At 39.6% G+C, this 22,192-nt stretch carries 25 protein-coding genes; 14 read left to right on the top strand and 11 right to left on the bottom strand.

Annotated features, from left to right (window positions below; genetic code table 11):
• Positions 1-92: 92 nt before the first annotated feature.
• The 11 genes from EZL74_RS03875 (at position 93) to EZL74_RS03825 (ending at position 10,592) form a co-directional block, all read left to right on the top strand.
• The gene (locus EZL74_RS03875) at positions 93-563 is read left to right on the top strand and encodes a TlpA family protein disulfide reductase (protein ID WP_131475282.1); all 471 of its coding nucleotides are present in this window, start codon (positions 93-95) and stop codon (positions 561-563) included.
• A gap of 1 nt (position 564) precedes the next feature.
• Complete coding sequence (locus EZL74_RS03870; protein ID WP_131475281.1) at positions 565-1,077, top strand: heavy-metal-associated domain-containing protein; 513 nt, start codon at positions 565-567, stop codon at positions 1,075-1,077.
• A gap of 1 nt (position 1,078) precedes the next feature.
• A complete protein-coding gene (locus tag EZL74_RS03865; protein WP_131475280.1) occupies positions 1,079-1,903 on the top strand; it encodes a hypothetical protein in 825 nt (274 codons plus the stop codon).
• Positions 1,904-1,932: 29 nt separating this feature from the next.
• Positions 1,933-2,466: a DUF3347 domain-containing protein gene (locus EZL74_RS03860; RefSeq protein WP_131475279.1), complete on the top strand. Its 534-nt coding sequence runs from the start codon at positions 1,933-1,935 to the stop codon at positions 2,464-2,466.
• 19 nt (positions 2,467-2,485) lie between these two features.
• On the top strand, positions 2,486-2,755 hold the full coding sequence (locus EZL74_RS13180; protein WP_193553746.1) for a heavy metal-binding domain-containing protein: 270 nt from the start codon (positions 2,486-2,488) through the stop codon (positions 2,753-2,755).
• A 114-nt stretch (positions 2,756-2,869) separates the two neighbouring features.
• Positions 2,870-5,371, top strand: a complete 2,502-nt coding sequence (locus tag EZL74_RS03850; RefSeq protein WP_240034549.1) for a multicopper oxidase domain-containing protein — start codon at positions 2,870-2,872, stop codon at positions 5,369-5,371.
• Positions 5,372-5,442: 71 nt separating this feature from the next.
• Positions 5,443-6,006: a helix-turn-helix domain-containing protein gene (locus EZL74_RS03845; protein ID WP_131475278.1), complete on the top strand. Its 564-nt coding sequence runs from the start codon at positions 5,443-5,445 to the stop codon at positions 6,004-6,006.
• Positions 6,007-6,088: 82 nt separating this feature from the next.
• Positions 6,089-6,652, top strand: a complete 564-nt coding sequence (locus EZL74_RS03840) for a helix-turn-helix domain-containing protein (protein ID WP_131475277.1) — start codon at positions 6,089-6,091, stop codon at positions 6,650-6,652.
• Between the two features lie 64 nt (positions 6,653-6,716).
• A complete protein-coding gene (locus EZL74_RS03835) occupies positions 6,717-8,972 on the top strand; it encodes a heavy metal translocating P-type ATPase (protein WP_131475276.1) in 2,256 nt (751 codons plus the stop codon).
• A 30-nt stretch (positions 8,973-9,002) separates the two neighbouring features.
• A complete protein-coding gene (locus tag EZL74_RS03830; protein WP_131475275.1) occupies positions 9,003-9,215 on the top strand; it encodes a heavy-metal-associated domain-containing protein in 213 nt (70 codons plus the stop codon).
• Between the two features lie 195 nt (positions 9,216-9,410).
• A complete protein-coding gene (locus tag EZL74_RS03825; protein WP_131475274.1) occupies positions 9,411-10,592 on the top strand; it encodes a DJ-1/PfpI family protein in 1,182 nt (393 codons plus the stop codon).
• 87 nt (positions 10,593-10,679) lie between these two features.
• Here EZL74_RS03825 and EZL74_RS03820 read toward each other — a convergent pair whose 3' ends face one another.
• The 3 genes from EZL74_RS03820 to EZL74_RS03810 all read right to left on the bottom strand — a co-directional run bounded on the left by EZL74_RS03820 (position 10,680) and on the right by EZL74_RS03810 (position 12,517).
• Positions 10,680-11,600: a GlxA family transcriptional regulator gene (locus EZL74_RS03820; RefSeq protein ID WP_131475273.1), complete on the bottom strand. Its 921-nt coding sequence runs from the start codon at positions 11,598-11,600 to the stop codon at positions 10,680-10,682.
• A gap of 201 nt (positions 11,601-11,801) precedes the next feature.
• A complete protein-coding gene (locus tag EZL74_RS03815) occupies positions 11,802-12,218 on the bottom strand; it encodes a DUF6010 family protein (RefSeq protein WP_131475272.1) in 417 nt (138 codons plus the stop codon).
• Between the two features lie 11 nt (positions 12,219-12,229).
• Complete coding sequence (locus EZL74_RS03810; RefSeq protein WP_131475271.1) at positions 12,230-12,517, bottom strand: DUF2147 domain-containing protein; 288 nt, start codon at positions 12,515-12,517, stop codon at positions 12,230-12,232.
• Between the two features lie 565 nt (positions 12,518-13,082).
• On the opposite strand from EZL74_RS03810, the gene ygiD reads away from it, so the two are divergent.
• From ygiD to EZL74_RS03795, 3 genes are all read left to right on the top strand, one after another.
• The gene (gene ygiD, locus EZL74_RS03805) at positions 13,083-13,973 is read left to right on the top strand and encodes a 4,5-DOPA-extradiol-dioxygenase (protein ID WP_131475270.1); all 891 of its coding nucleotides are present in this window, start codon (positions 13,083-13,085) and stop codon (positions 13,971-13,973) included.
• 10 nt (positions 13,974-13,983) lie between these two features.
• Positions 13,984-14,706, top strand: coding sequence for an alpha/beta hydrolase (locus EZL74_RS03800; RefSeq protein ID WP_131475269.1), 723 nt, complete (start codon positions 13,984-13,986; stop codon positions 14,704-14,706).
• Positions 14,707-14,786: 80 nt separating this feature from the next.
• On the top strand, positions 14,787-15,851 hold the full coding sequence (locus tag EZL74_RS03795) for an FUSC family protein (RefSeq protein WP_131475268.1): 1,065 nt from the start codon (positions 14,787-14,789) through the stop codon (positions 15,849-15,851).
• Here the strand turns inward: EZL74_RS03795 and EZL74_RS03790 are convergent, their stop codons facing one another.
• From EZL74_RS03790 to EZL74_RS03755, 8 genes are all read right to left on the bottom strand, one after another.
• Positions 15,852-16,109, bottom strand: a complete 258-nt coding sequence (locus EZL74_RS03790) for an OsmC family protein (RefSeq protein ID WP_204745126.1) — start codon at positions 16,107-16,109, stop codon at positions 15,852-15,854.
• A 136-nt stretch (positions 16,110-16,245) separates the two neighbouring features.
• Entirely contained in the window at positions 16,246-17,130 is an 885-nt protein-coding gene (locus EZL74_RS03785; RefSeq protein ID WP_131475267.1) for a pirin family protein, read from the bottom strand.
• An 18-nt stretch (positions 17,131-17,148) separates the two neighbouring features.
• Positions 17,149-18,174: an LLM class flavin-dependent oxidoreductase gene (locus EZL74_RS03780; protein WP_131475266.1), complete on the bottom strand. Its 1,026-nt coding sequence runs from the start codon at positions 18,172-18,174 to the stop codon at positions 17,149-17,151.
• Positions 18,175-18,213: 39 nt separating this feature from the next.
• Positions 18,214-18,792 carry a YceI family protein gene (locus tag EZL74_RS03775; RefSeq protein ID WP_131475265.1) on the bottom strand — a complete coding sequence of 193 codons (579 nt, stop codon included), beginning with the start codon at positions 18,790-18,792 and terminating at the stop codon, positions 18,214-18,216.
• Positions 18,793-18,936: 144 nt separating this feature from the next.
• Complete coding sequence (locus tag EZL74_RS03770) at positions 18,937-19,536, bottom strand: ester cyclase (protein ID WP_131475264.1); 600 nt, start codon at positions 19,534-19,536, stop codon at positions 18,937-18,939.
• A 100-nt stretch (positions 19,537-19,636) separates the two neighbouring features.
• Positions 19,637-20,467 carry a helix-turn-helix domain-containing protein gene (locus EZL74_RS03765; protein WP_131475263.1) on the bottom strand — a complete coding sequence of 277 codons (831 nt, stop codon included), beginning with the start codon at positions 20,465-20,467 and terminating at the stop codon, positions 19,637-19,639.
• Positions 20,468-20,595: 128 nt separating this feature from the next.
• Positions 20,596-21,471, bottom strand: coding sequence for an urea transporter (locus tag EZL74_RS03760; protein ID WP_131475262.1), 876 nt, complete (start codon positions 21,469-21,471; stop codon positions 20,596-20,598).
• Between the two features lie 11 nt (positions 21,472-21,482).
• On the bottom strand, positions 21,483-22,052 hold the full coding sequence (locus EZL74_RS03755) for a DUF417 family protein (protein ID WP_131475261.1): 570 nt from the start codon (positions 22,050-22,052) through the stop codon (positions 21,483-21,485).
• Positions 22,053-22,192: the final 140 nt, after the last annotated feature.

The following is a 22,192-nucleotide window of genomic DNA, read 5'->3' as shown; positions in this document are numbered from 1 at the left end:
TTATAAAATTTTATAAATCATTTTAGGAATTGTACAAAACCCCTTCTGGGTCAATGCCGGTACTTTGCACCATCAATTTAAATCTCCAAAAAATGAGAAAGAGTGTTTTACTGTTCAGTTTGATTGTATCATTTTCGGCAAAAGCTCAATTGGCTATCGGCAGTCAATTGCCCGTTTTATCTCTGAACGATATCAACGGCAAAACCATTGAATTGGTTCCCGATACCAATCAATACACGCTGATTGATTTTTGGGCTTCCTGGTGCGGACCCTGCAGAAAGAAAAACAAAGAATTAGTGCAACTGCAAAAAAAGTATGCTGAAAAAGGTTTGAGAATCATTGGTATTTCTTTAGATATCAATATTCAAAAATGGAGCAAAGCCATTGAAAAAGACGGAATTGATTACCAACAGTTGAATGACCCAAAAGGTTTTGACGCTCCTTCAGCAGTGTTGTTTGGCGTAGAACAACTCCCGGCTTCCTATCTTTTTGATACAACCGGAAAGCTCATAGCAATAAATCCGACCCCAGAGGAAATTAGTAACGTATTAAACTCAAAATAAAATGAAAACAAAAATTATGATCGCGATACTTTTAGTATTCGCCACGGCAACCCATGCTCAAATCACCAAAGCCGAAATCACGGCTACCGGTTTAACCTGTTCGATGTGCTCCAACGCCATAAACAAACAGTTGAAAGCCATGCCCGAAGTGGAAAGCGTGACCACCGATTTGAATACCAATACTTTTACGGTGCAACTGAAAAAGGATAATCAAATCACACCGTTAAGCTTGAAGCAACGGGTGGAAAAGGCAGGATTCTTTGTAGGTTCGATGATTATTACATTGAAATTAGACAATCCGAAATGGAATGACAAAATGAGCCTTACTCAAAAAGGGCACACCTATATTTTGGTGGATAACGCCACTAATCCGGTAAAAGATCAAATTGAAGCCAAAGTGATGGATAAAGGGTTCATTACTGCTAAAGAATACAAAAGGATGTCGAAATCATTATCCAAGTATCCCACTTACGCAGCCGGCGATGAAAAAACATTTCACTTAAAACAACTGTAAGATGAGAGCACTGGTTATCGCACTTTTGATTTTAGGGTCATGCCAAATGAGGGCTCAGGAATTGTTTGTAGTCACTGAGCCGGCCAGCAATGCCCCGGCGGGTTCTCTGGGCTTCAAGTTGGGAGAGTCTTTGATGAAAGAAAAATACAAAGCCGGTTACAATTATCACATGATGCCCGAAATTACTTGGGGTGTCAGCAAGAGTTTGATGCTTCGGGCCTCCGGATTCATCAGCAACCGAAACAGTACCAGCAGCGATTTAAAAACCGAAGGCGGATCGCTTTATGCCAAATACCGATTTGTTTCAACCGACGATTTACACAGTCACTTCCGCATGGCAGCCTTTGGACGTTATAGCTTCAATAATGCCGATATTCATCAGGAAGAAATTGAAACCATGGGACACAATTCGGGTTTTGAAGTTGGTATAGTGGCGACGCAATTGATTAAAAAGGTCGCTATCAGTACGTCTTTGAGTGTTGAAAAAGCACTCGATAATGAGCCGGATAATCCTTTTCCGAATTCGCAAAGTAATCGGGCATTCAATTACACGTTGTCTGTTGGTAAACTGATGTATCCTCGGTATTATTCTGATTTTAAACAAACCAATATCAATCTGATGCTCGAGTTGGTAGGACAAACCTTAAACGAAAATCAAAGGTCTTTTTTAGATGTGGTTCCTTCTGTTCAATTCATCATCAACAGTCAGGCGCGTATCGACCTGGCTTACAAACAGCAATTGTACAGTTCGATGTTGCGTTCTGCACCGAACGGAATCTACCTGAATTTACAGTATACGTTCTTTACGTTTAAAAAAAACAAGTAAAATGAGTAACTTTAATAAAAAATAAAAAAATGAAAGCACTAATTTTTTCCATTACGACCGCAGTTCTTGGTTTTTTGTCTCAAAATGAAAACAGTAATCCTAAAGAACTCAAAACAATCACTTATTCCCAAACTTCATCTTCATTGAATGATGTTATCGAAGGTTATTTGAAAATTAAAAATGCTTTAATAAAAAGTGATTCCCAACAGACGGCTCAATTGGCTGATGCATTTACAAAAACACTGAACTCTTTTACCTTGAATGAAAAAACAGCTGCTCAGAAGGCAACAGGAATTCAAATAGCAGAGCTGGCCAAAAAGCAAACAAAACTAATAGTTTCAAATGCTGGAAAGCTAGATAAACAACGAAAAGCTTTCAAAGAACTGAGCAAAAACATTCAAGAACTGATAACTACTCTAGGAACATCACAAAAACTGTACGTTGATTTTTGTCCGATGTACGAAGGCGGTTCCACCTGGATCAGTGAAAGCAAAGAGATAAAAAATCCGTACTATGGCGCACAAATGCTAACGTGTGGCAAAATAAAAGAAACTATCGAATAGCAACCTAAATGACATTATCATGAAAAAAATAGTTATTGCAACAGCTCTTATCGCTTTCTCTATGGTTTCCTGCAAACCAAAAGAAAACGACACCACCGCAACACAAGAACAACAAATAGAGAGCCCGAAAACTCAAAATGACAGCACAGCCGCTTTAAAATCTACGGCAGAAGAGAACAAGCATGAAGCTGAATTCGCCTGCCCCATGCATCCCGAGGTACACGGCAAAAAAGACGCTGAATGCCCCAAATGCGGTATGAAACTCACGGAACCGGTTTTGAAAAAATAAAGATAAACTTTCGCGGGTTGGCTATAAAAATCTGATAGCTGCACCAACCCTAATTTAGAACTATAGTTTTGGATAAACGAATAGTCTGAGAACTCGTGTTTAATAATAAAAAAAATGAAAAAAATAATAGTATTACTTTTGTTAAGCACAACAGTTATTTTGGGCAACACAAAAGCAGCAGTGAGGCTTAGTCCTTCTTGGTTTCAGGAGCAAACAGATACCTACACTTGTGTCATGCATCCTGAAGTGCAATCCAAATTACCAGGAAAATGCCCGAAATGCGGCATGACCTTAGTGAAGCAAAAAAAGACGAAGGTAAAGACAGCCCATTCCGGGCACAACACGCCGAAACCAGTAGCTGAGAAGCAAAAGGAAACCGAAAATGAAATGACCCAAAAGACGGAATCTGTCGCGGTTTCACAAGAAAGCGTTACGGTTCCGAAAACCATTTCCAAAACGGTCCGATACGATTTATACGTTCGGGATACCCTCGTAAATTTTACCGGAAAACCCAAAAGAGCCATCGCGGTCAATGGCCAAATTCCCATGCCAACCCTTACGTTTACCGAGGGCGATATCGCAGAAATTTATGTGCATAACGAATTAGACGAAGAAACATCCCTGCATTGGCACGGTTTGTTTTTGCCCAATAAAGAAGATGGGGTGCCCAATTTGACGCAAATGCCGATTCCGCCGCACTCGACTCATTTGTATACCTTTCCGATTATTCAAAACGGTACGCATTGGTACCACAGTCATACCGAATTGCAGGAACAAATTGGCATGTACGGTTCTTTTATTATGAATAAAAGACCTGAAGATCCAACTTTCAGAAAAGGCATCGATGATTTGCCTACCATTCCGATCATCTTGAGCGAATGGACGGATATGAAACCGGAAACGGTACACCGAATGTTGCACAACGCGACCGATTGGTTTGCCATCAAAAAAGGAACGACCCAAAGTTACGCCGAAGCCATCCGCAGCGGGCATTTTATGACCAAACTTACCAACGAATGGAAGCGCATGAATGCCATGGATGTCAGCGACGTTTACTACGACCGGTTTTTGATTAACGGTAAAACCCAAAACGAGTTTCCGCAATTTAAAGCCGGAGACAAAGTGCGTTTGCGCATTTCAAACGGCGGCGCCTCAACATACTTTTGGCTCACCTATTCCGGCGGAAAAATTACCGTCGTGGCCAATGACGGGAACGATGTGGAACCGGTAACAGTTGACAGATTGCTTATTGCCGTTTCGGAAACCTATGATGTCATTGTCACCATCCCCGAAGCCGGTAAAGCGTATGAATTTTTGGCAACCGCCGAAGACCGAACCAAATCCACTTCTCTCTTTTTGGGAAGCGGAACCCAACAGTTGGCCACTCCGCTGCCCAAGTTGAAATACTTTGAAGGCATGAAAATGATGAACGACATGATGAAAATGAACGGCGATTTGGACGATATGGGCATGCAGATGTCACTCAATCAAATGGACATGAACGTGGTCATGTATCCTGAAATCACCGGTCCTGAAATCCAAAAAGTAAAGACAAATAATACGGAATCCAATCCGAATCAATACGATGGTAATGCGCTTTCCGACATAGTGACGCTCAATTATGCCATGCTCAAAGCCCCACACAAAACCACGCTTCCCGAAGGCCCGGTAAAAGAATTGCGCTTCGAATTGTCGGGTAATATGAACCGCTATGTGTGGAGTTTGGACAATAAAGTAGTTTCGGAAACCGATAAAATATTGATTAAAAAAGGGGAAAATGTCAGGATAGTGCTTTACAACGGTTCCATGATGCGCCACCCGATGCACCTGCACGGTCATGATTTCAGAGTCATGAACGGTCAAGGTGATTACGCTCCGTTGAAAAATGTCATCGACATCATGCCGATGGAAACCGACACCTTGGAGTTTCATGCCAATGTAGAAGGCGATTGGTTTTTTCACTGTCATATTCTCTACCACATGATGAGCGGCATGGGACGCGTTTTTACGTATGAAAATCAAGCGGCTAATCCTTTAATCCCGAATCCGAAATTGGCACAACGTAAGCTATTTGCCGATGACCGGGAATTTCACATTATGGCCGAAAATGATTTTGCCACGAACGGGAACGACGGCGGTTTGATGATACAAAACACGCGTTGGAGTATTGGTACCGAATGGCGCTTGGGCTACAACGATATGCACGGTTACGAAACCGAAACCCACATCGGTCGTTATATTGGCAAGATGCAATGGCTGATGCCATTTGTAGGGTTCGATTGGCGCTATCGCAAAATGGAAGCCGGTGAAATGGAAGAAAACCTGTTTGGACAAACCAATACCAAAGACAAACGAGGTGTTTTCAGTTTGGGTGTGGAATATACCCTGCCCATGCTCGTCAAAGCCCAATTCGAAGCCTATCATGACGGCAATTTCAGAATCCAGTTCGAGCGCATGGACATCCCTTTGTCAAAACGATTGCGAATGAATCTGATGTGGAATACCGATAAGGAATACATGGCGGGATTTCGTTACATCATGACACGAAATTTGGGTATCACCGCTCATTACGACAGTGATATGGATTTTGGTATTGGCATAGGGATAAATTATTAAAACGATGCGGTTGCGTCGGATTTGCATAACTTTGTATGCAACGATTCGGTTAATTTTCTAAAGCAAGTACAATGAAACTATCGATAAAAAATATGGTGTGCCAACGTTGTATCATGGTGGTCAAACAGGAATTGGAAAAAAATAAACTAACTGCCGAAACCGTGCAATTGGGTGAAATTATTTTTAAGGAAGAGCCAAGCGAAGACCAACTGACAGCATTAAAACAAGGGTTGACTGCTCACGGTTTTGAGGTTCTTGATGACCGAAAAGCCATGATTATTGAAAAAGTCAAAAACATCATCGTGACCATTATTCACAGCACCGATGAGGTAAATTTGAAGCGAAATTTCTCAGACATTATCGCCCAACAAATCCCGGTGGATTACAACTATATTAGTTCGATTTTTTCAACCACCGAAGGCATAACGATTGAACAGTTCATCATTTTGCAACGGATAGAAAGGGTGAAGGAACTCTTGGTTTACAATGAGCTTTCTCTGAGTGAGATTGCCTATAAGCTGGGCTACAGTAATGTGCAGCATCTTTCGACACAGTTTAAGAAAATAACGGGTCTTACGCCGTCACACTTCAAGTCGGTCAAAGAAAACAAGCGAAAATCGCTCGACCAGTTATAAAATTTTACACATCTTATCAGGAATTCTATAACAATCCAAACGCAGTCTCGTTCTAATTTTGCTCCAACAAAAGGAATAAGACATGCAGGAAACTAAAAGACTTCAGATTAAAGGAATGGTTTGCAACCGATGCATTTCCATTTTATTTGACGAATTGTCCCTGATTGGGTTGGAAATTATCTCCATCAAGTTGGGCGAAGTATTTTTCAAAGGGCAATTGCCCCACAATACCGAGGAACAGCAAATACAAGCCATCCTTCAAAAATACGGCTTCGAATTGCTCAACGACAAAAAGGTATTGCTCGTGGAAAGCATCAAAAGCCTGGTTAAAAAAGGAATAACGCTGCAAGCAGCACGAAGAGACACCCTAAAGTTTTCGGAGTATTTGAGTAACGAATTACAAAAAGAATACAACTACCTCAGTGCTGTTTTTTCGGAGTATGAAGGAATGACACTCGAAAAATACATCATTACCCAACGCATTTTACACGTAAAAGAACAACTCATGACCACCGACAAGTCGCTCACCGAAATATCCGATGAAATGGGGTACAGCAGTGTCTCGCATTTGTCCCGACAATTAAAAGCGTATACCGGTTTTGATACCTACCATTACAAAAATCTCAGAAATGCGGTCAGCGCTTAAAGCAGGAGTTTTAATCATCAATCAAAAATCAATCACGGACTGAGGTCCAAACACATTTTACATCATGAAAACAACAAACGATACTATTCCCATCAAAGACAAAATGAATGTTTTCACCAAACACACTTTTCCGGTGACCGGGATGACGTGTGCGGCCTGTGCCGTTAGTGTGGAAAGTATCATCAAAGCCACCGAAGGCGTTAAAGATGCCGGCGTAAATTATGCCAATCAGTCGGCCTGGATTGAATATTCGGATGCGGTAACCATAGAAGAAATTCAAAACCGAACCCGCTCCATCGGTTATGACCTCATTGTAGATGCCGAAGATCCGTTTCAGGAACAACAAGACCAACAGCAAAAACACTACGAAGCTCTTAAAAAAAGAACGTTGTGGGCCATACTATTGTCGATACCCATTACCATTATCGGAATGTTCTTTATGGACATGCCTTATGGCAATTACATCATGATGGCACTGGCTACACCGGTCGTGTTTTATTTGGGGCGTAGCTTTTTTGGCCATGCTTACAAACAGGCCCAACACGGCAAAGCCAATATGGATACCTTAGTGGCTTTGAGTACCGGAATCGCTTATCTCTTCAGTGTATTCAACACGTTCTTTCCGGAATTTTGGCACCAAAGAGGATTGCATGCCCACGTGTATTTCGAAGCGGCTTCAGTCATTATCGCTTTTATTTCTATTGGAAAATTATTAGAAGAAAAAGCAAAATCCAACACCTCGTCTGCCATCAAAAAACTCATGGGTTTACAACCGAAAACAGTAACCGTCATCGAGAACGGCCAGGAAAAAATGACGCCCATAGCCGAGGTGGTTATTGGGAATGTAATCCTGGTAAAACCGGGTGATAAAATTCCTGTTGACGGTCAGGTGACTGCCGGCGTTTCTTTTGTAGATGAAAGCATGATTAGCGGCGAACCCATTCCGGTAGAAAAAAAGAAAGGAGAGAGCGTTTTTGCAGGAACCATCAACCAAAAAGGAAGCTTTGAATTCAGAGCAGAGAAAGTAGGCGGTGATACCATTTTGGCGCATATCATCAAAATGGTACAGGAAGCGCAAGGCAGCAAGCCGCCGGTTCAAAAATTAGTCGATACAATTGCCGGAATCTTTGTGCCGGTAGTCATTGGCATTGCCCTGCTGACTTTTGTCGTGTGGATGGTTTCAGGAGCTGAAAACGCATTGACTCATGCTTTGTTGACTTCGGTTTCGGTATTGGTTATTGCTTGCCCGTGTGCCCTCGGATTGGCCACGCCCACCGCTATCATGGTGGGAATTGGCAAAGGAGCCGAAAACAATATTCTGATCAAAGATGCCGAAAGTTTGGAGTTAGGGCACAAAGTGAATGCCGTAATATTAGACAAAACCGGTACCATTACCGAAGGCAAACCGGTAGTGACCGAAGCTTTCTGGAAAGAAGAAATCTACGATATCAAGTCACTCAAAGCCATTGTTTACGCTATGGAAACCCAATCCGAACATCCTTTGGCAGAGGCCGTTACTGAGATGTTGCAGCAGGAAAGCCTCCCATCGGTATCGTTGGATGTCTTTGAAAGTATTACCGGTAAAGGAGTGCGCGCACAAAAAGGGACAGAGCATTATTTTATTGGCAATAAAAGATTGTTGGACGATCATAAAATCAAAATCAATGAGGTGCTGGCGGCCTATGCAGAACAGTGGCAAAAAGAGGCCAAAACCATCATATTTTTCGCTGACGATACTGAAGCCCTTGCGGTAATGGCCATAGCCGATAAGGTCAAAGCCACTTCAAAAGAAGCCATCAAAACATTACAGGAAAGCGGTATAGCCGTGTATATGTTAACCGGTGACAATCAACAAACAGCTCAAGCAGTGGCCCGTGAAGTGGGTGTTGCTCATGTCAAAGCAGAAGTACTGCCGGCCGATAAAGCGGCTTTTGTCAAAGAACTGCAAGCCCAAGGAAAGATAGTGGCGATGGTGGGTGATGGTATCAACGACAGTCATGCTTTGGCCCAGGCCGATGTCAGCATTGCCATGGGAAAAGGCTCTGATATTGCGATGGATGTCGCCAAAATGACGTTGATTACTTCCGATTTGAATATGGTACCCAAAGCGTTGAAACTCTCAGGCAAAACCATCAATACCATCAAACAAAACCTTTTTTGGGCTTTTATCTACAACGTCATTGGCATTCCCGTAGCCGCCGGAGTCTTGTTTCCGTTCAACGGCTTTTTGTTAGACCCGATGATTGCCGGAGCTGCGATGGCTTTGAGCTCGGTTTCGGTAGTGGGGAACAGTTTACGCCTCAAATCGGCCAAACTTTAAAAAAGAATCATTAATCAAATTTTTATACTTATGAATGCACAAGAATTCAAAACCAACATCAAATGTACAGGCTGTCTTTCTAAAGCGACGCCTGTTTTAAACGAAAAATTAGGAGAAGGCAACTGGGAAGTCGATTTGATGACGCTGAAAAAAACGTTGACAGTCTCTAGTCCGGATAAAAGCAAGGAAGAGATTATCGAAATTGTAAAAGAATCCGGATTTACCGCAGAGCCAATTTCGTAACCCAAGTCCCGTTTGATATGACACCCCATAAATTGTATTTGTGGGGTTTTTTAATGCCCAAAAGCGGCTGTTTTCAAAGATGAATTAATCGGTAATGGTAAAGTTTTATGTTGTCCGTTTATGACATCTGCTTGTCATTTTTTCTCCATTGATTGACCGCAACTTTGTATCCTGAAAACGTATAAATAGAAAAAAATGAAAAGAATTAAAAAAGTAGGTGTTATTACGGTATCCTCGGTATTGGTACTGTTAGCTTTGGTGGTAACGCTGTTACAGCCGGTATTGAGTTTTGGCCAAAATCCTCCTTACGAAGGTCAAAAAATTACCCATTGGAAAACTCCGGCAGTTGACCCATCTAAAAAAACGGTTTTGATTATTGCCGATAACAAACAAACCGAATTGTTCGACATGCTGGCGCCTTTTTATGTGTTCAATGCCACCGAACAACTCAATGTGTACATTGTTGCCAAAAATGAAACCCCGATTCCGTTAAAGAAGGATTTGTTTGTATTGCCGCAACTGACTTTTGATCAAGTGGAAAAGATGAACCTTCAGGCCGCAGTAATCGTGATTCCGGCACTTTCTGCCAGAGATGAAAACCAGGATCCGGTCATCCTCAATTTCATTAAAAATCATATGACCCCAACGACCAAACTGATTTCCATTTGTGACGGCGCTACCACTGCCGCGGCAACCGGACTTTACGACGGAAGACCCATTACCGCACATGCCACAGATTACGCCTATGTCAAGAAAAATTTTGACAAACCCATTTGGACCCAAAACATAACCGTAACCCAAAGTGGTAATTTCTACAGCACAGCTGGAGTGGCTAATGCCGTAGACGGTAGTTTATTGATTGTGGAACAGCTTCTGGGTAAAGAAGTTCGTTTAAGAGTGGCCCGTCAGGTAAATTACCCACATGCGGATATTCGATTGAAGCACAATAGTGTTGCATTAACTTTTGGCAATAAAATGTCAATCATCAGAAGAGTGCTTTTTAACAAAAGAAAGAAATTGGGATTATTGCTGCACAACGGGTTAAACGAATTGCGCTTTGCCAGTATTGTTGATACCTACAGCAGAACGTTTCCCAAAACATTTAAAACCTTTACCCTGCAGGATTCGGTGGTGAAGACGCAATACGGTTTGACGTTCATTCACACCGGTGACAATAGGTTGAATCCAAAAATGGATGAAGTACACGTAGTAATGCCTGAGTCGCTTTCAAAAGAAGATGAGAAGTATTTTCAAGGGATTGAGCTTGTCCAACAAAATTCGGAAACGTACCCAATGGATCAATGTTTGCATCGAATTGCGAATCAGTATGGTGTTCATTATGCCCAAATTGTAAAAGTGACGCTCGATTATAATTAAAACCGGTACGAGTATTCAGTCATCAATCACAAAAAAAACCTCAGTTCTTAGTGGGCTGAGGTTTTTCTTTGTCTTTTAAAAGCAGTATCAGGCTTTATTTTTTAAAATACGTTGCAATTGTCGGGCCGATTTAAAACCGCATTGGGCTGCGATATATTCAATAGTGTATTCGGGATTGTTGACTAGGGTTCTGGCAAATTCTATTCTGAGTAAAGTGAGATACTCGATTATTGTGGTTCCTGTTTTTTCTTTAAAAACCCGGCTGAGGTTGCGCGGGCTCATGGCCACCATATCGGCCAATTCTTCGATGGTATTGGCTGCCGATAGGTTATTGATCATGTAATCTTGCACTTCGTGTATTTTGGGGTGGATATGATTGCGGTAATCGAGATAAATACTTTTTTGGGTATGGCTGTCGTTTCGTCGGTAGTAAACAACCAAGCCTCTGGCTACTTTGTGGGTAAAGAAAGCTCCTTTGAGTTCTTCTAGTATGGAAAGCGCCAAGTCGATACCCGAACTGATACCGGCGCTGGTGTAAACGTTATTACTTTTCTTAAACAGTACATCCGTCAGTACTTTGGCTTTCGGAAACCGAGCTTTTAGCGCATCAATTCGTCTCCAGTGTGTCGTACACTCGGTGTCTTGTAGCAATCCTGCTTCCCCTAAAGCAAAAGCGCCGTTGCAAACCGAGCATAGGAAAACCTTTTTGACAGACTGTTCTTTCAGCCAATTGAAAAAATCTTTTTCGGCTCTGAACGCAATCGAATCGACATAGTCAAAACTCATGCCGGGCACAAAAATATAGTCTCCTTCGTTTAAATTCGCTGTGCGGTAATCCGCGACTTTGTCAAATCCCAGCCCGGAATTACTAACCGGCTCATCGGTGTAAGTATAAAATTCGAGCTGCAAATCAAAGCCATAGAATTTAGCTTCGGTAAATACCTGAAGTGGTCCGGCCAGGTCCAGAATTTCAACTGTGGGCGGAATAATGAAGGCTATTTTTTTCATTTTGATGTTGCTGTTTTAAAATGGATTAAAGGGTAAAAGTAGTAATCAACTTTTCCCTTCAAAAGACGGTTTTACGTCAAAAACCGACAAAACGATACGATAGGAGGTAGGTTTTAAGATATACGGGAGTACATTATTTATTGACAGATTTACAGCTCAATAAAAGTAGGAAATAAACAAATATCAATTATTGGTTTGATTTTAAATTTCAAACTCTTCATTTTTACGGACTCCTTTAAATTTTATAGCTTTGAATATGAGGTATATCCCAACCAAAAAATCAAGAGACATGCAAAAAACATCATAGTTAGGAGGAAGTAAAGCAGTATCCTGCCAGAAACCATAGCTTATATCCCAAAGACCATGTAAAAAATAACCTAAAGCAATGAACATCAAATTACTCTTAGCCAAGCCGAAATAGCCAATAAAAAGAAAAATAATGGCCTGAACGGATGCAATCAAAAAAGCGGAAGTATCTGTCCAGGTGAAACCCACATACAGAAATCCAATAGCACACAGTATCAATGAATAGATGCTTTTTTTGTCGAATTGTTTTAAAAGTTCAAAAAGTAGTATTTGTGCCAAAGCCATGGCAACTCCGATTATAATTGCGGTCATATTTTTTGGTTTTAATTAATGATAATGCTTATGTAAGTTTCTGTTTTGTCAAAAAGCGAAATACCGATATATCCTCTTACTTCAAAGGTATTATTGCATAAATTCATCCTGCAGTTGTGGTTTTTTCCACTTTTAGGGTTATGAATCGTCCCGAAAACGTTGATTTTGACATCTTTTTTCGGAGACCTAAATACGCTCGAAATTTGTTCAGTCACTACGGTGTTATTCTGAATAATGGCCCCTGAAAGATACAGTAGCACGGTAACGGTTGTCGCTACAAGAAGTAGTTTCACGTTCATGATTATTAGTTTTTAAATAATGTAAAATGACATTTTTCCTTTTGTCGAGACAAAGTTAGGTTGGTATCTACACCACAAAAGTGACAACAAAACGTCATAAAAGGACAAGTAAATAAGTGTGCTGCTGATTTTTATTCGGAAAGAAATGGACTCAGAATTCACGCTTTTGTCTGCAATTGAATGACTAATTTGGAGGTTTTCAATATTCTTTGTTTTGTAGGGAGAGCAGGATACAACCGTCTTAAATATGAGGTATTTGAACAACTTAAAAATTAGTTTTTTTTTTACATCCGGACTGTAAAAATCATCACGTATTATTCAGGAAAAAGCTTTTTTGCCGGGATGTCAAAGCTTTTAACCTTTTGATGCTTACCAAATCAATTTGCTGAAATCAATGGCTTCTTTTGTTTAGGTGTTTTTTAGCTTTTGTTATAGTAATTTTTCAATTACACTGATTACTGTTTTTTGAATTCCAATTTCCTAAAAACACTACGTTTCTTCCAAATATAGCTACCCAGACTAAGCTGTAAGACCCGAACTTTGCATTTGATTTATTAGATATTAAATGGAACGAAAAGATTTTTTAAAAATTATGGCACTAGCACCTCTCAGCGCAGCAGCACTTAAACTTAGTTCGCTCAAACAATTGACAGACACTCTTCCTGCAACAGAAAAGATGCCGGTTCTTTTTTTAGGGCATGGAAATCCCATGAATGCCATTGAAAATAATATGTTTACCCAAGGTTTTAATACTGTTAGTAAAGAATTTATTAAACCGAAAGCGATACTATGTATTTCTGCTCACTGGGAAACCAAGGGGACATTTGTAACTGCTATGGAACATCCAAAAACAATACATGATTTTGGAGGATTTCCTAAAGCCTTGTTCGATGTTCAATATCCTGCTCCGGGAAGTCCTGAATTAGCTATCGAAACGAAATCTTTAGTGAAGTCAACCACGGTGGAACTTAACCATGATTGGGGACTGGACCATGGCAGTTGGAGTGTTATCAAGCATCTTTATCCGGAAGCTGATGTGCCCGTTATACAAATGAGTATTGATTATTCAAAGCCGGCTTCCTATCACTATGCTTTAGGGAAAGAGCTTTCAGCATTAAGAAATAAAGGAGTATTGATTGTAGGCAGTGGTAACTCGGTGCATAATTTACGACTTGCTTCTTGGGAAAATATGAAAACGTTAGGATACGCTTTTGATTGGGCGGTTACAGCGAATGAGAAAATGAAAAAAATGATATTGGAAGGTGACCATCAATCATTAATTGATTTTGATAAACAAGGGAAAGAATTTCAATTGGCAATTCCAACACCGGAACACTATATTCCGTTACTTTATGCCTTGGCACTTCAGGAGAAAGATGAACAAACCAGTATTTTCAATGACGCGCTGATTGCGGGCTCACTCAATATGATGTCGGTTAAAATTGATAAAATCTAACATGACCCACATGCAAAAAAGAGCCATTTGGTTAATTGGAATAGCACTATTTATCACAATCAGTTTAAGTTTTACCATGACAGATTCGAAAAATCAGCCAACACTTCATTATTTAGTAAGGCAGCCAAAAGTACAAACCGAGAAAACACCTTTAGTAATCTTATTGCATGGCGTTGGAAGTAATGAGGCAAATATGTTTTCATTAGCAGATAAATTTCCGGATAATTTCAAAGTGATTTCGGCAAGAGGACCATTAAAATTGGGTGAAGGTAGTTATGCTTGGTTTCAGGTACAATTTGGTTCAAATGGGCCGGTAATCAATGCAGAACAAGCTGAAAATGCCCGTAAAGAAATAATTAAATTTATAGAGGACATCAGTATTGTAGAAAAATTCGACCCTAAGCAAGTTTATTTAGTAGGCTTTAGCCAAGGCGGAATTATGAGCTACAGTGTTGCTTTAACTGCTCCGGAAAAAGTAAAAGGTATTGCCGTTATGAGTGGTCGTTTACTAAAGGAGGTTCGTCCGAAAGTGGTAGAGGAAAAACGTTTGCAACCATTGCGGATTTTTATCTCGCACGGTAAACAGGATCCGGTGTTGCAATATTCTTATGCAGAAGAGGCTGTGGCTTATTTAAACAGTAAAAAAATACATCCTGATTTTCACTCCTACAATGAAGTACACACTATTAATGCCAAAATGATTGAAGATCTTGCAAAGTGGTTAAAAAAATAGTGGTTTCAAATTAAAATTGGTTATTCTGGCGATTGATGTAAAAGTAGTTCTTACATTTACTAAGCAATGTTTTAAAACATATGAAGAAAAAACACTCAACAGAAGTAATACAATCCTTTTTTGAGATTAAAGAAACCAACAGACAATGGCATTTACCTATAGTAGCAGGACTTACTGTGGGGATTCCTTTGATTTTTGGATGGTATATAGACAATCTTCAGGCAGGAAAATTAATGTCATTGGCCGGATTATCTATTTTGTATATCCAATCGAGTGTGTTGGCAGAGCGCATGATTATTTTAATGACCTGCTGTTTTGGACTTATGGTATCTTATACCATCGGATTGTTTTTTTCGTTTAATCCTGTTATTGCACCGATGGCATTGGGATTTTTATCTTTTGGAGTGCATTATTCGTTACACAAACTCAATCTTACCAAGCCACCCGGAAATTTCTTTTTTTTAATGCTGGCTTCAGCTGCCATTTGTACACCATTTGAACTAGAAAATATACCCGAAAAAATTGGATATTTGGCTATCGGGACAATTTTAACTTGTGGTATTGGATTACTCTATAGTTTGATAACGCTTAAAAAAACGCATGAAAAAGAAAGTCTCCCACAACCAAAAACTGGTTATACCAATATTGTAGAGTCTTTGATTTTCGGATTGGTGATGATGCTTTCTTTGGCTGTTGCCTTTGCTTTGAAGATTGAAAAACCCTACTGGATTCCTATTTCCTGTCTAGCTGTAATGCAAGGAGCCAGCCGGAAACATATTTGGCAGAGAGGCACACAGCGCATTATCGGAACCTTGATAGGATTGGGCATTACTTGGTTAATTGCTTCGGCCAACCCAACGCCATTAAGTATGGTAATCAGCATTACAGTATTGCAAATAATTGTGGAGTTTTTAGTGGTACGAAATTATGGAATAGCGGTCATATTCATTACCATTCTTACCATTTTTTTGTCCGAATCAGGGGGAGAACTTTCACAGAATACCAATGAAGTTTTCATCGCCAGGCTAATTGATATCATCATTGGAAGCCTTATAGGAATTGTAGGAGGCTGGGTTTTGTTTAATGAAAAAATCCATTTCTACATCACCCTGCAACTTAGAAAATTAAAAATAATGATCAAATAATTAGAGTAAGGCCGTCTCTACTACAATGTTATGAGTCAATATTTTGTGCACCGGGCAAGCATTGGCTACACTTAGTAATCGGTCTTTTTGCTTATCATCAAGGTTGCCTTCGAATTGAAGTTTTCGGTTGAAAATGGTTTTACCTTCTTCTTCAATCAATTCGATTTCGATATGTACATTCGTGAGTTCCCATTCTTTATGAGCACAATACATTCGGACGGTAGCGCTGGTACAGGCAGCCAAAGCGGAGACCAACAATTCTTTGGGAGAAAAACCCTTGTCTTTGCCTCCTTTTCAATTGGTTCGTCTGCTACTACTATTTTTCCTGTTGGAGATTGAATTTCAATCAAATAGTTTTCATTGCCATTATTAGCTATAACTTTTGCCATGATTTTTACTTTTTATTTAAGTTGGGATACGGTACAAATTCAATTTCATCTCCTTTGATTTTATCAAATTCCTGAGCCATCCATTTTTGTTTTGCTTTTTCGATAAGCGTGATGTCAGAAGCGACAAAGTTCCAGTCGATAAAGCGTTCTTCAGCAAAAGGCTCGCCTCCGAAAATGTAGATGGTACTGTTGGCTTCGATGATAAATTCACACAAAGTGCTTTCTTTGGCTACCAGCAGTTGTTTGGGTTCATATCTGTTACCATCACTTTCGATACTGCCTTCTAAAATGTATAACCCGGCTTCACCATACAATTCATGGCCAATATTGACCGATTGCCTTGAGGAATTTTTAATTTCTATCATAAAGAGTTTGCTGTGCACAGGAACTGCCGATTTACGCCCGAAGGCGCTACCGGCTATCAACTTAAATTGTAACGGTCCTTCTTTCCATTCAGGAATTTGATTGGCATCAATATGGTAAAACTCAGGGTTCATTTGTTCGAGCTCTTTAGGCAATGCTACCCATATTTGAAGGCCATGCATTGTTTTATCCGAATGGCGAAGGTATTCGGGTGTTCTTTCGGAATGAACAATCCCTTTTCCTGCAGTCATCCAGTTGACAGCACCGGGTTTAATTTCTACTGCATTGCCCAATGTATCCCGATGCATAATGCTGCCTTCAAATAAAAAGGTAAGTGTTGACAGGCCAATGTGTGGATGTGGCAAGACATCGAAATTTTCCCTTTCGTTGAGTTTGACCGGACCCATGTGGTCAATATAAATAAATGGACCCACCATTCTCTTTTGCCGAAAAGGCAGTAAACGCCCCACCATAAATTTACCAATGCTGGCAGCTCTTTCTTCAATAATGAGATTAATGTTTGACATCCTCTTAATTATAAATAATTAACGTAATGATTTTTTTATTTCCGGTACAACTTTGGTCCCAAAAAGTTCTATAGATTTCATAACCAGTCTGTGGGGTACATTACCAACACTAGCTTGGGCCATGAACCGACTGTTTCCAAACAATTCATGTTCGTATAAAATCTTATCTACTACCTGTTGGACACTGCCGACCATCAAAGCGGATTTGGGTGAACGGGCATATTCGTATTGCTGGCGCGTGATGGGCATCCAGCCTCTGTCACGTCCCACGCGATCCATCATGGTTGCATAGTAGGGAAAAAATTCATCTGCCGCTTTTTGTGAATCTTCACCAATGTAAACGTGGTTGTTAATGCCAATTTGGAGCTGTGACATGTCTTTCCCCGCTTTTTTTGCAGTTTCTTTATAAAGATCAATAAACGGAACAAACTGTTCGGGCATGCCACCAATGATGGCTAGCATCAAAGGTAAATTGAGAGAAGCGGCTCTCACTGCCGAAGCCGGTGTTCCTCCCGCGGCAAGCCAAACCGGAATTTCCTCTTGGTAAGGTCTTGGATAAACTCCTAAATTTTCGAATGAAGGTCGGTGCGTTCCTTTCCAGGAAACAATTTCAGACTTATTAATTTTTAACAGCAGCTCCAGTTTTTCGGTAAATAGGGCGTCGTAGTCCTGTAGATTATAACCAAACAAAGGGAATGATTCTATGAAGGAACCACGACCGGCCATGATTTCGGCACGACCACCCGATAGAAGGTCGACAGTGGCAAATTCCTGAAAAACCCGCACAGGGTCATCAGAACTCAGAACAGTCACCGTACTTGTTAATTTTATATTTTTGGTTAATACGGCGGCGGCGGCCAGAATTGTCGCGGGCGAAGATACCGCATAGTCCGGGCGATGGTGTTCGCCTACACCAAACACATCAATACCCAACTGATCCGCCAATTGAATTTCTTCCAATAAATCTTTTATCCGTTGATGCGCATGCTTCCCGTTAGGAGGCTCGGGGTGCATATCAGCAAAGGTCATTAAACCAAATTCCATGCAATTTTTAGTTATGAATTACGAATACAATATACGTTTTTATTGTTTAATAAACTCGGCATCGGCTTTAATCATAACATCATTGCTGATGTCAAACGGATCGGTTGGTCCTACATTAAAGTCACTACGGTTTATGATTCCGGTGATTTGGAAACCGGCTTTGGTTTTTTTAGAGATTATATCTTCATGTGTTCCGCGGTACCACAAATCCAGAGTGACTAATTTAGTAACACCATGAGTTGTCAGATTACCTGTAATTTTGAATCTGTCCTTCATTCCTGTAGTATTGACAATCGATGTTGATTTAAAGGTCATGGTTGGATATTTGGCAACATCAAAAAAGTTTGGACTTCTTAAATCATCGTCCCTCATTTTTACTTCGGTATTTATTGAAGAAACATCGGTCGAAACTGAAAAAACAGCATCGCTGAAATCTGATTTTGAAGTTGTAATACTAATGTCAAATTTTTGGAAAAGACCAAAAATTGAGGAGAAACCTTGATGTGTAACGGTAAAAGTTAATTTGGAGTGCCACGGATCATTTTTCCAGTTGGTTGTTTGGGCACTTGCAAAAGCGACGAAAACAAATATGGTTAATAAAAATAGCGCCTTTTTCATTTTTAATAAAGATTAAAATTATTGTTGAATTTTTCGGATTTCGATATGGTATCTAATGGATTCCTTCTGAGTGAAGCCGTGGAGCAAGAACCTGAGAGCTCTGCTTTTATTGTGTTAATCCTCACTCGTGGGCTTAAATAAGTGTTATTGAGCTAAACCAATTTGTTTCATGAAGGCTTGGTTATCCCAGAATAAATACTCTTCGGTCATTTTTGCATCAGGTCCCCAATGTCCGATAGTTGCCATTGAAAGTTTGAAGTGTTTTCCGGTCGGCGGAATTGTTTTCCCGTTTCCTATGGGCATAGGTTTAGAAAATGTTCCTTCCATTTCACCAATGACACAGGTCCAGTCGCCGCTACCAAATTTTACAGGATGTAATTTAATTTTGGTGTCAGGTGCAAATTTAAACATTGGGGTAAGCTGGTCAATATGCTGCGGATATAAACCGGTTGTAATACTGCCATCAGGATATACTACTTTAATGTTGTTGGCATGGTTGTGTGTAAACTTGTCCCACTTTTGGTTGCTGTAAAAGTCAAAATCAAGCGTGTCAAATTTTGCGAGTCGCAATTCAGTAAGCGCTTTCTCGTCTTTAAATTTTTTGAGTTCACTTTGTAGTGAATCTACTTTGGCCTGCAGGTTTGAGTCGCTGACATTTTTATTACAACTCGCTGCAAAAGCAATCACGATAGCTGAGATTAAAAAAAGAGAAGCTTTTTTTGTTGAAATAATTATATTTTTCATTTTTTCAAATAATTGATTAGTAAATATGTTTTATTTTAACACAAATTTCTGTCTATTTAAAAAAGTGAGGGTTGTATTTTTAGGAAATAGTGTTGTAGTATCAGGAGATGAGTTTTTTCATTTCCTCTCGAAATTCAGATGGAGTTTTGCCGGATTTTTTCTTAAACACTTTTGAAAAATAGGCTTTTTCACTAAAACCCAACTCATAGCCAATCTCGGCAATAGTTTTGTCAGAATTAACTAAAAGATTTTTGGCTTCAATGAGTTTTCGGGTTTCAATGGTTTCTGTTACGGTTTGATGTAAAATGCGTTCGCAGATTAAATTCAGGTTCCGGGTGGACATGAATAATTTTCCGGCATAAAATTCAACACCTTCATGACGGTGAAAATTTTCCTCAAGTATTTTCAAGAAGTTTTTAAAGGTAATACTTTGCACTTTTTGTCGTTCTATTTCTCCCGTTTCTGTTTTTTTTATCTCACCTTCAATCATTAGTATCAGGGCATCAAGTAAATGACGAATAACCTCCAAATTGGGTATGGACTGTTGCATTTCATTAAACATTATTTCACAAAGAGTTACTATTCTGTCAAAACAAATTTCTTCCGGCATCATAATATTTGAGCGGTTGTGGTAGTAGGAATACAGTTGAAAAGTGGTTTGCGGAATAAATTCACTTTTGAAACGCAATACCCACCATTTACATTTGTCTTCTTTCAGTTTTGGTATCAAACGATGTGTTTTTCCCTGAGTAACGAAAGTTACAAAAGGAGCGTCGAGTTGTGTGTTTTCAAAATCAATGAAATGTTCAATGCTTCCTTCAATCCCAATGATAAGTTCTTCAAAATCGTGTCGGTGTGGCGTATCAGGTTCAGCAATAATTTTTTGTGCTTCGTCGGTAGTTAACTGAAATATGTGGAAAGGTTGAATCATTTTTATGGTGAAAAGTAATCTTAAAGATACTAATTAATTTTTTGATTATTTGATTGTAATTCAGTAGTTAACATTAATTTTATAGTCATTCATTTTTAGAAGAGGATATGGTTTTGTAATGAGTCATATTAGCCTTGTTTTTCCTGTTGCTTTAGCCAGACAGGATACCTCTTTTTTAAGAAAAGTGTAGCAGCTGCCGCCAAAACAAAAGGAAATGTCAGTACGATCAAGTTAAATTTCATCATTACTAACTGAACGGCTAAGGCTATTAAAACTGAAATCATCATCCATTTCAGGTTTTTAAATGATGTATCGGTAAAGACAATGGCACACAATACAGCGTTATAACCTAAAAGTCCGTTTTCAATATTTTCAATATCTCCTAACAAGTAGTAAGCAATACAACTACTGAATAGAGCGCCTAAAAAACCATATACAGCAGCAATAGGTTTATTGATAGCAATGCCTGTGAAAAACACAACCCCTGAAAAATAACTGGATTGGAAAATAATTTGTCCGAATGCCTTAAAAGGGAAAAAACAGGCGTCAGCAGGAGTGACCACCAAAGGAGTAGGAGTGTTCAGTAGTTGCGGAACGTAGACATTTATCCCAAAAAGAATGACCCAAGTAATCCATACAAAAGGAAAGGTAAAAGCCGCAATTTTTTTTGTGATAAAAGAATGTTGCAATAAGACAGCACCAATAGAACCAAGTATAAGGACAATCCAACTTATAAAATCAGGTTTTAAAAAGAGAAAAACAGCGGCACCAACAAGGGCAGGGCTAAACCCATACAGGCCTTTTTGGATTTCTTCTGTGCTGTATTTCAGTAAATAAGCAGTTGTGGTTCCAATAATAGCAGCCAGTATTGTGCCTATTGCCATGAGTATAGAACCATAACTAATTCCGATAAGAAACAATACTCCCGAAAAGGCATTTTCCTGAAGCATAATTTGCCCAACTCCTCTAAAAGTGGCTCTTACTAAAGTGTTAGTAGCGTTCAATAATTTCCGGTTTATTTTTTTAGTAACTTTTGGGCACTGTCAGATGCAATGATTAATCCGGCAGCCAACATAATAATATCTTTCAATACCAAACGTCCTGCTCCTGATAAATAGGGAAATCCATATTCCGGTGTAGGGAAATCTCCGCCTAGATTTGGAACGTAGGCTTCGGGAGTTGTTATTAAAAAAGTCAAGGTCACTATTGACATCCCAAAAGTCAAAAGTCCGCCAATCATTCCGATTTTATCAAACCATATTCCCATTAAGGTGCATATGCCTATCAACAGTATCACTACTCCCAAACCATATGCGAAAATGTACGTGCCGTTTGCCCGGTGCCATTCCACGTTCTTTTGGACAGTTTTCCCTTCGGGATTTTTATATTCACTGTATTCCGGTGCGGATTTATTATAGAAAAAAGACATTAAAGGACTGTTAGCCACAAAAGGAACAATGCCGTCTGCTTCGTATTGGAATGCTTTTAAACCGCCAATCCAAATCATTACTACAAATACGGAGATTCGGATTAAATTTATAAATTGAGGTTGACTGTTTGCCAGCAGTTCAGTTAGCCTTTTCATGGTTCTCGATAATTTGTGAATTGATAATCAGTTGAAAACAAAATTAGCTATTTGTTCTGTCTAAATGTAGAATGGTTGTCCTAAATTATACTTAAATGTACTGCTTATTGTTCATTTTTGATAACAATTCAAACTGTTTA

The organism is Flavobacterium silvisoli, assembly GCF_004329815.1.
Lineage (GTDB): Bacteria > Bacteroidota > Bacteroidia > Flavobacteriales > Flavobacteriaceae > Flavobacterium > Flavobacterium silvisoli.
This window is presented reverse-complemented; position numbering and strand designations above follow the sequence as displayed.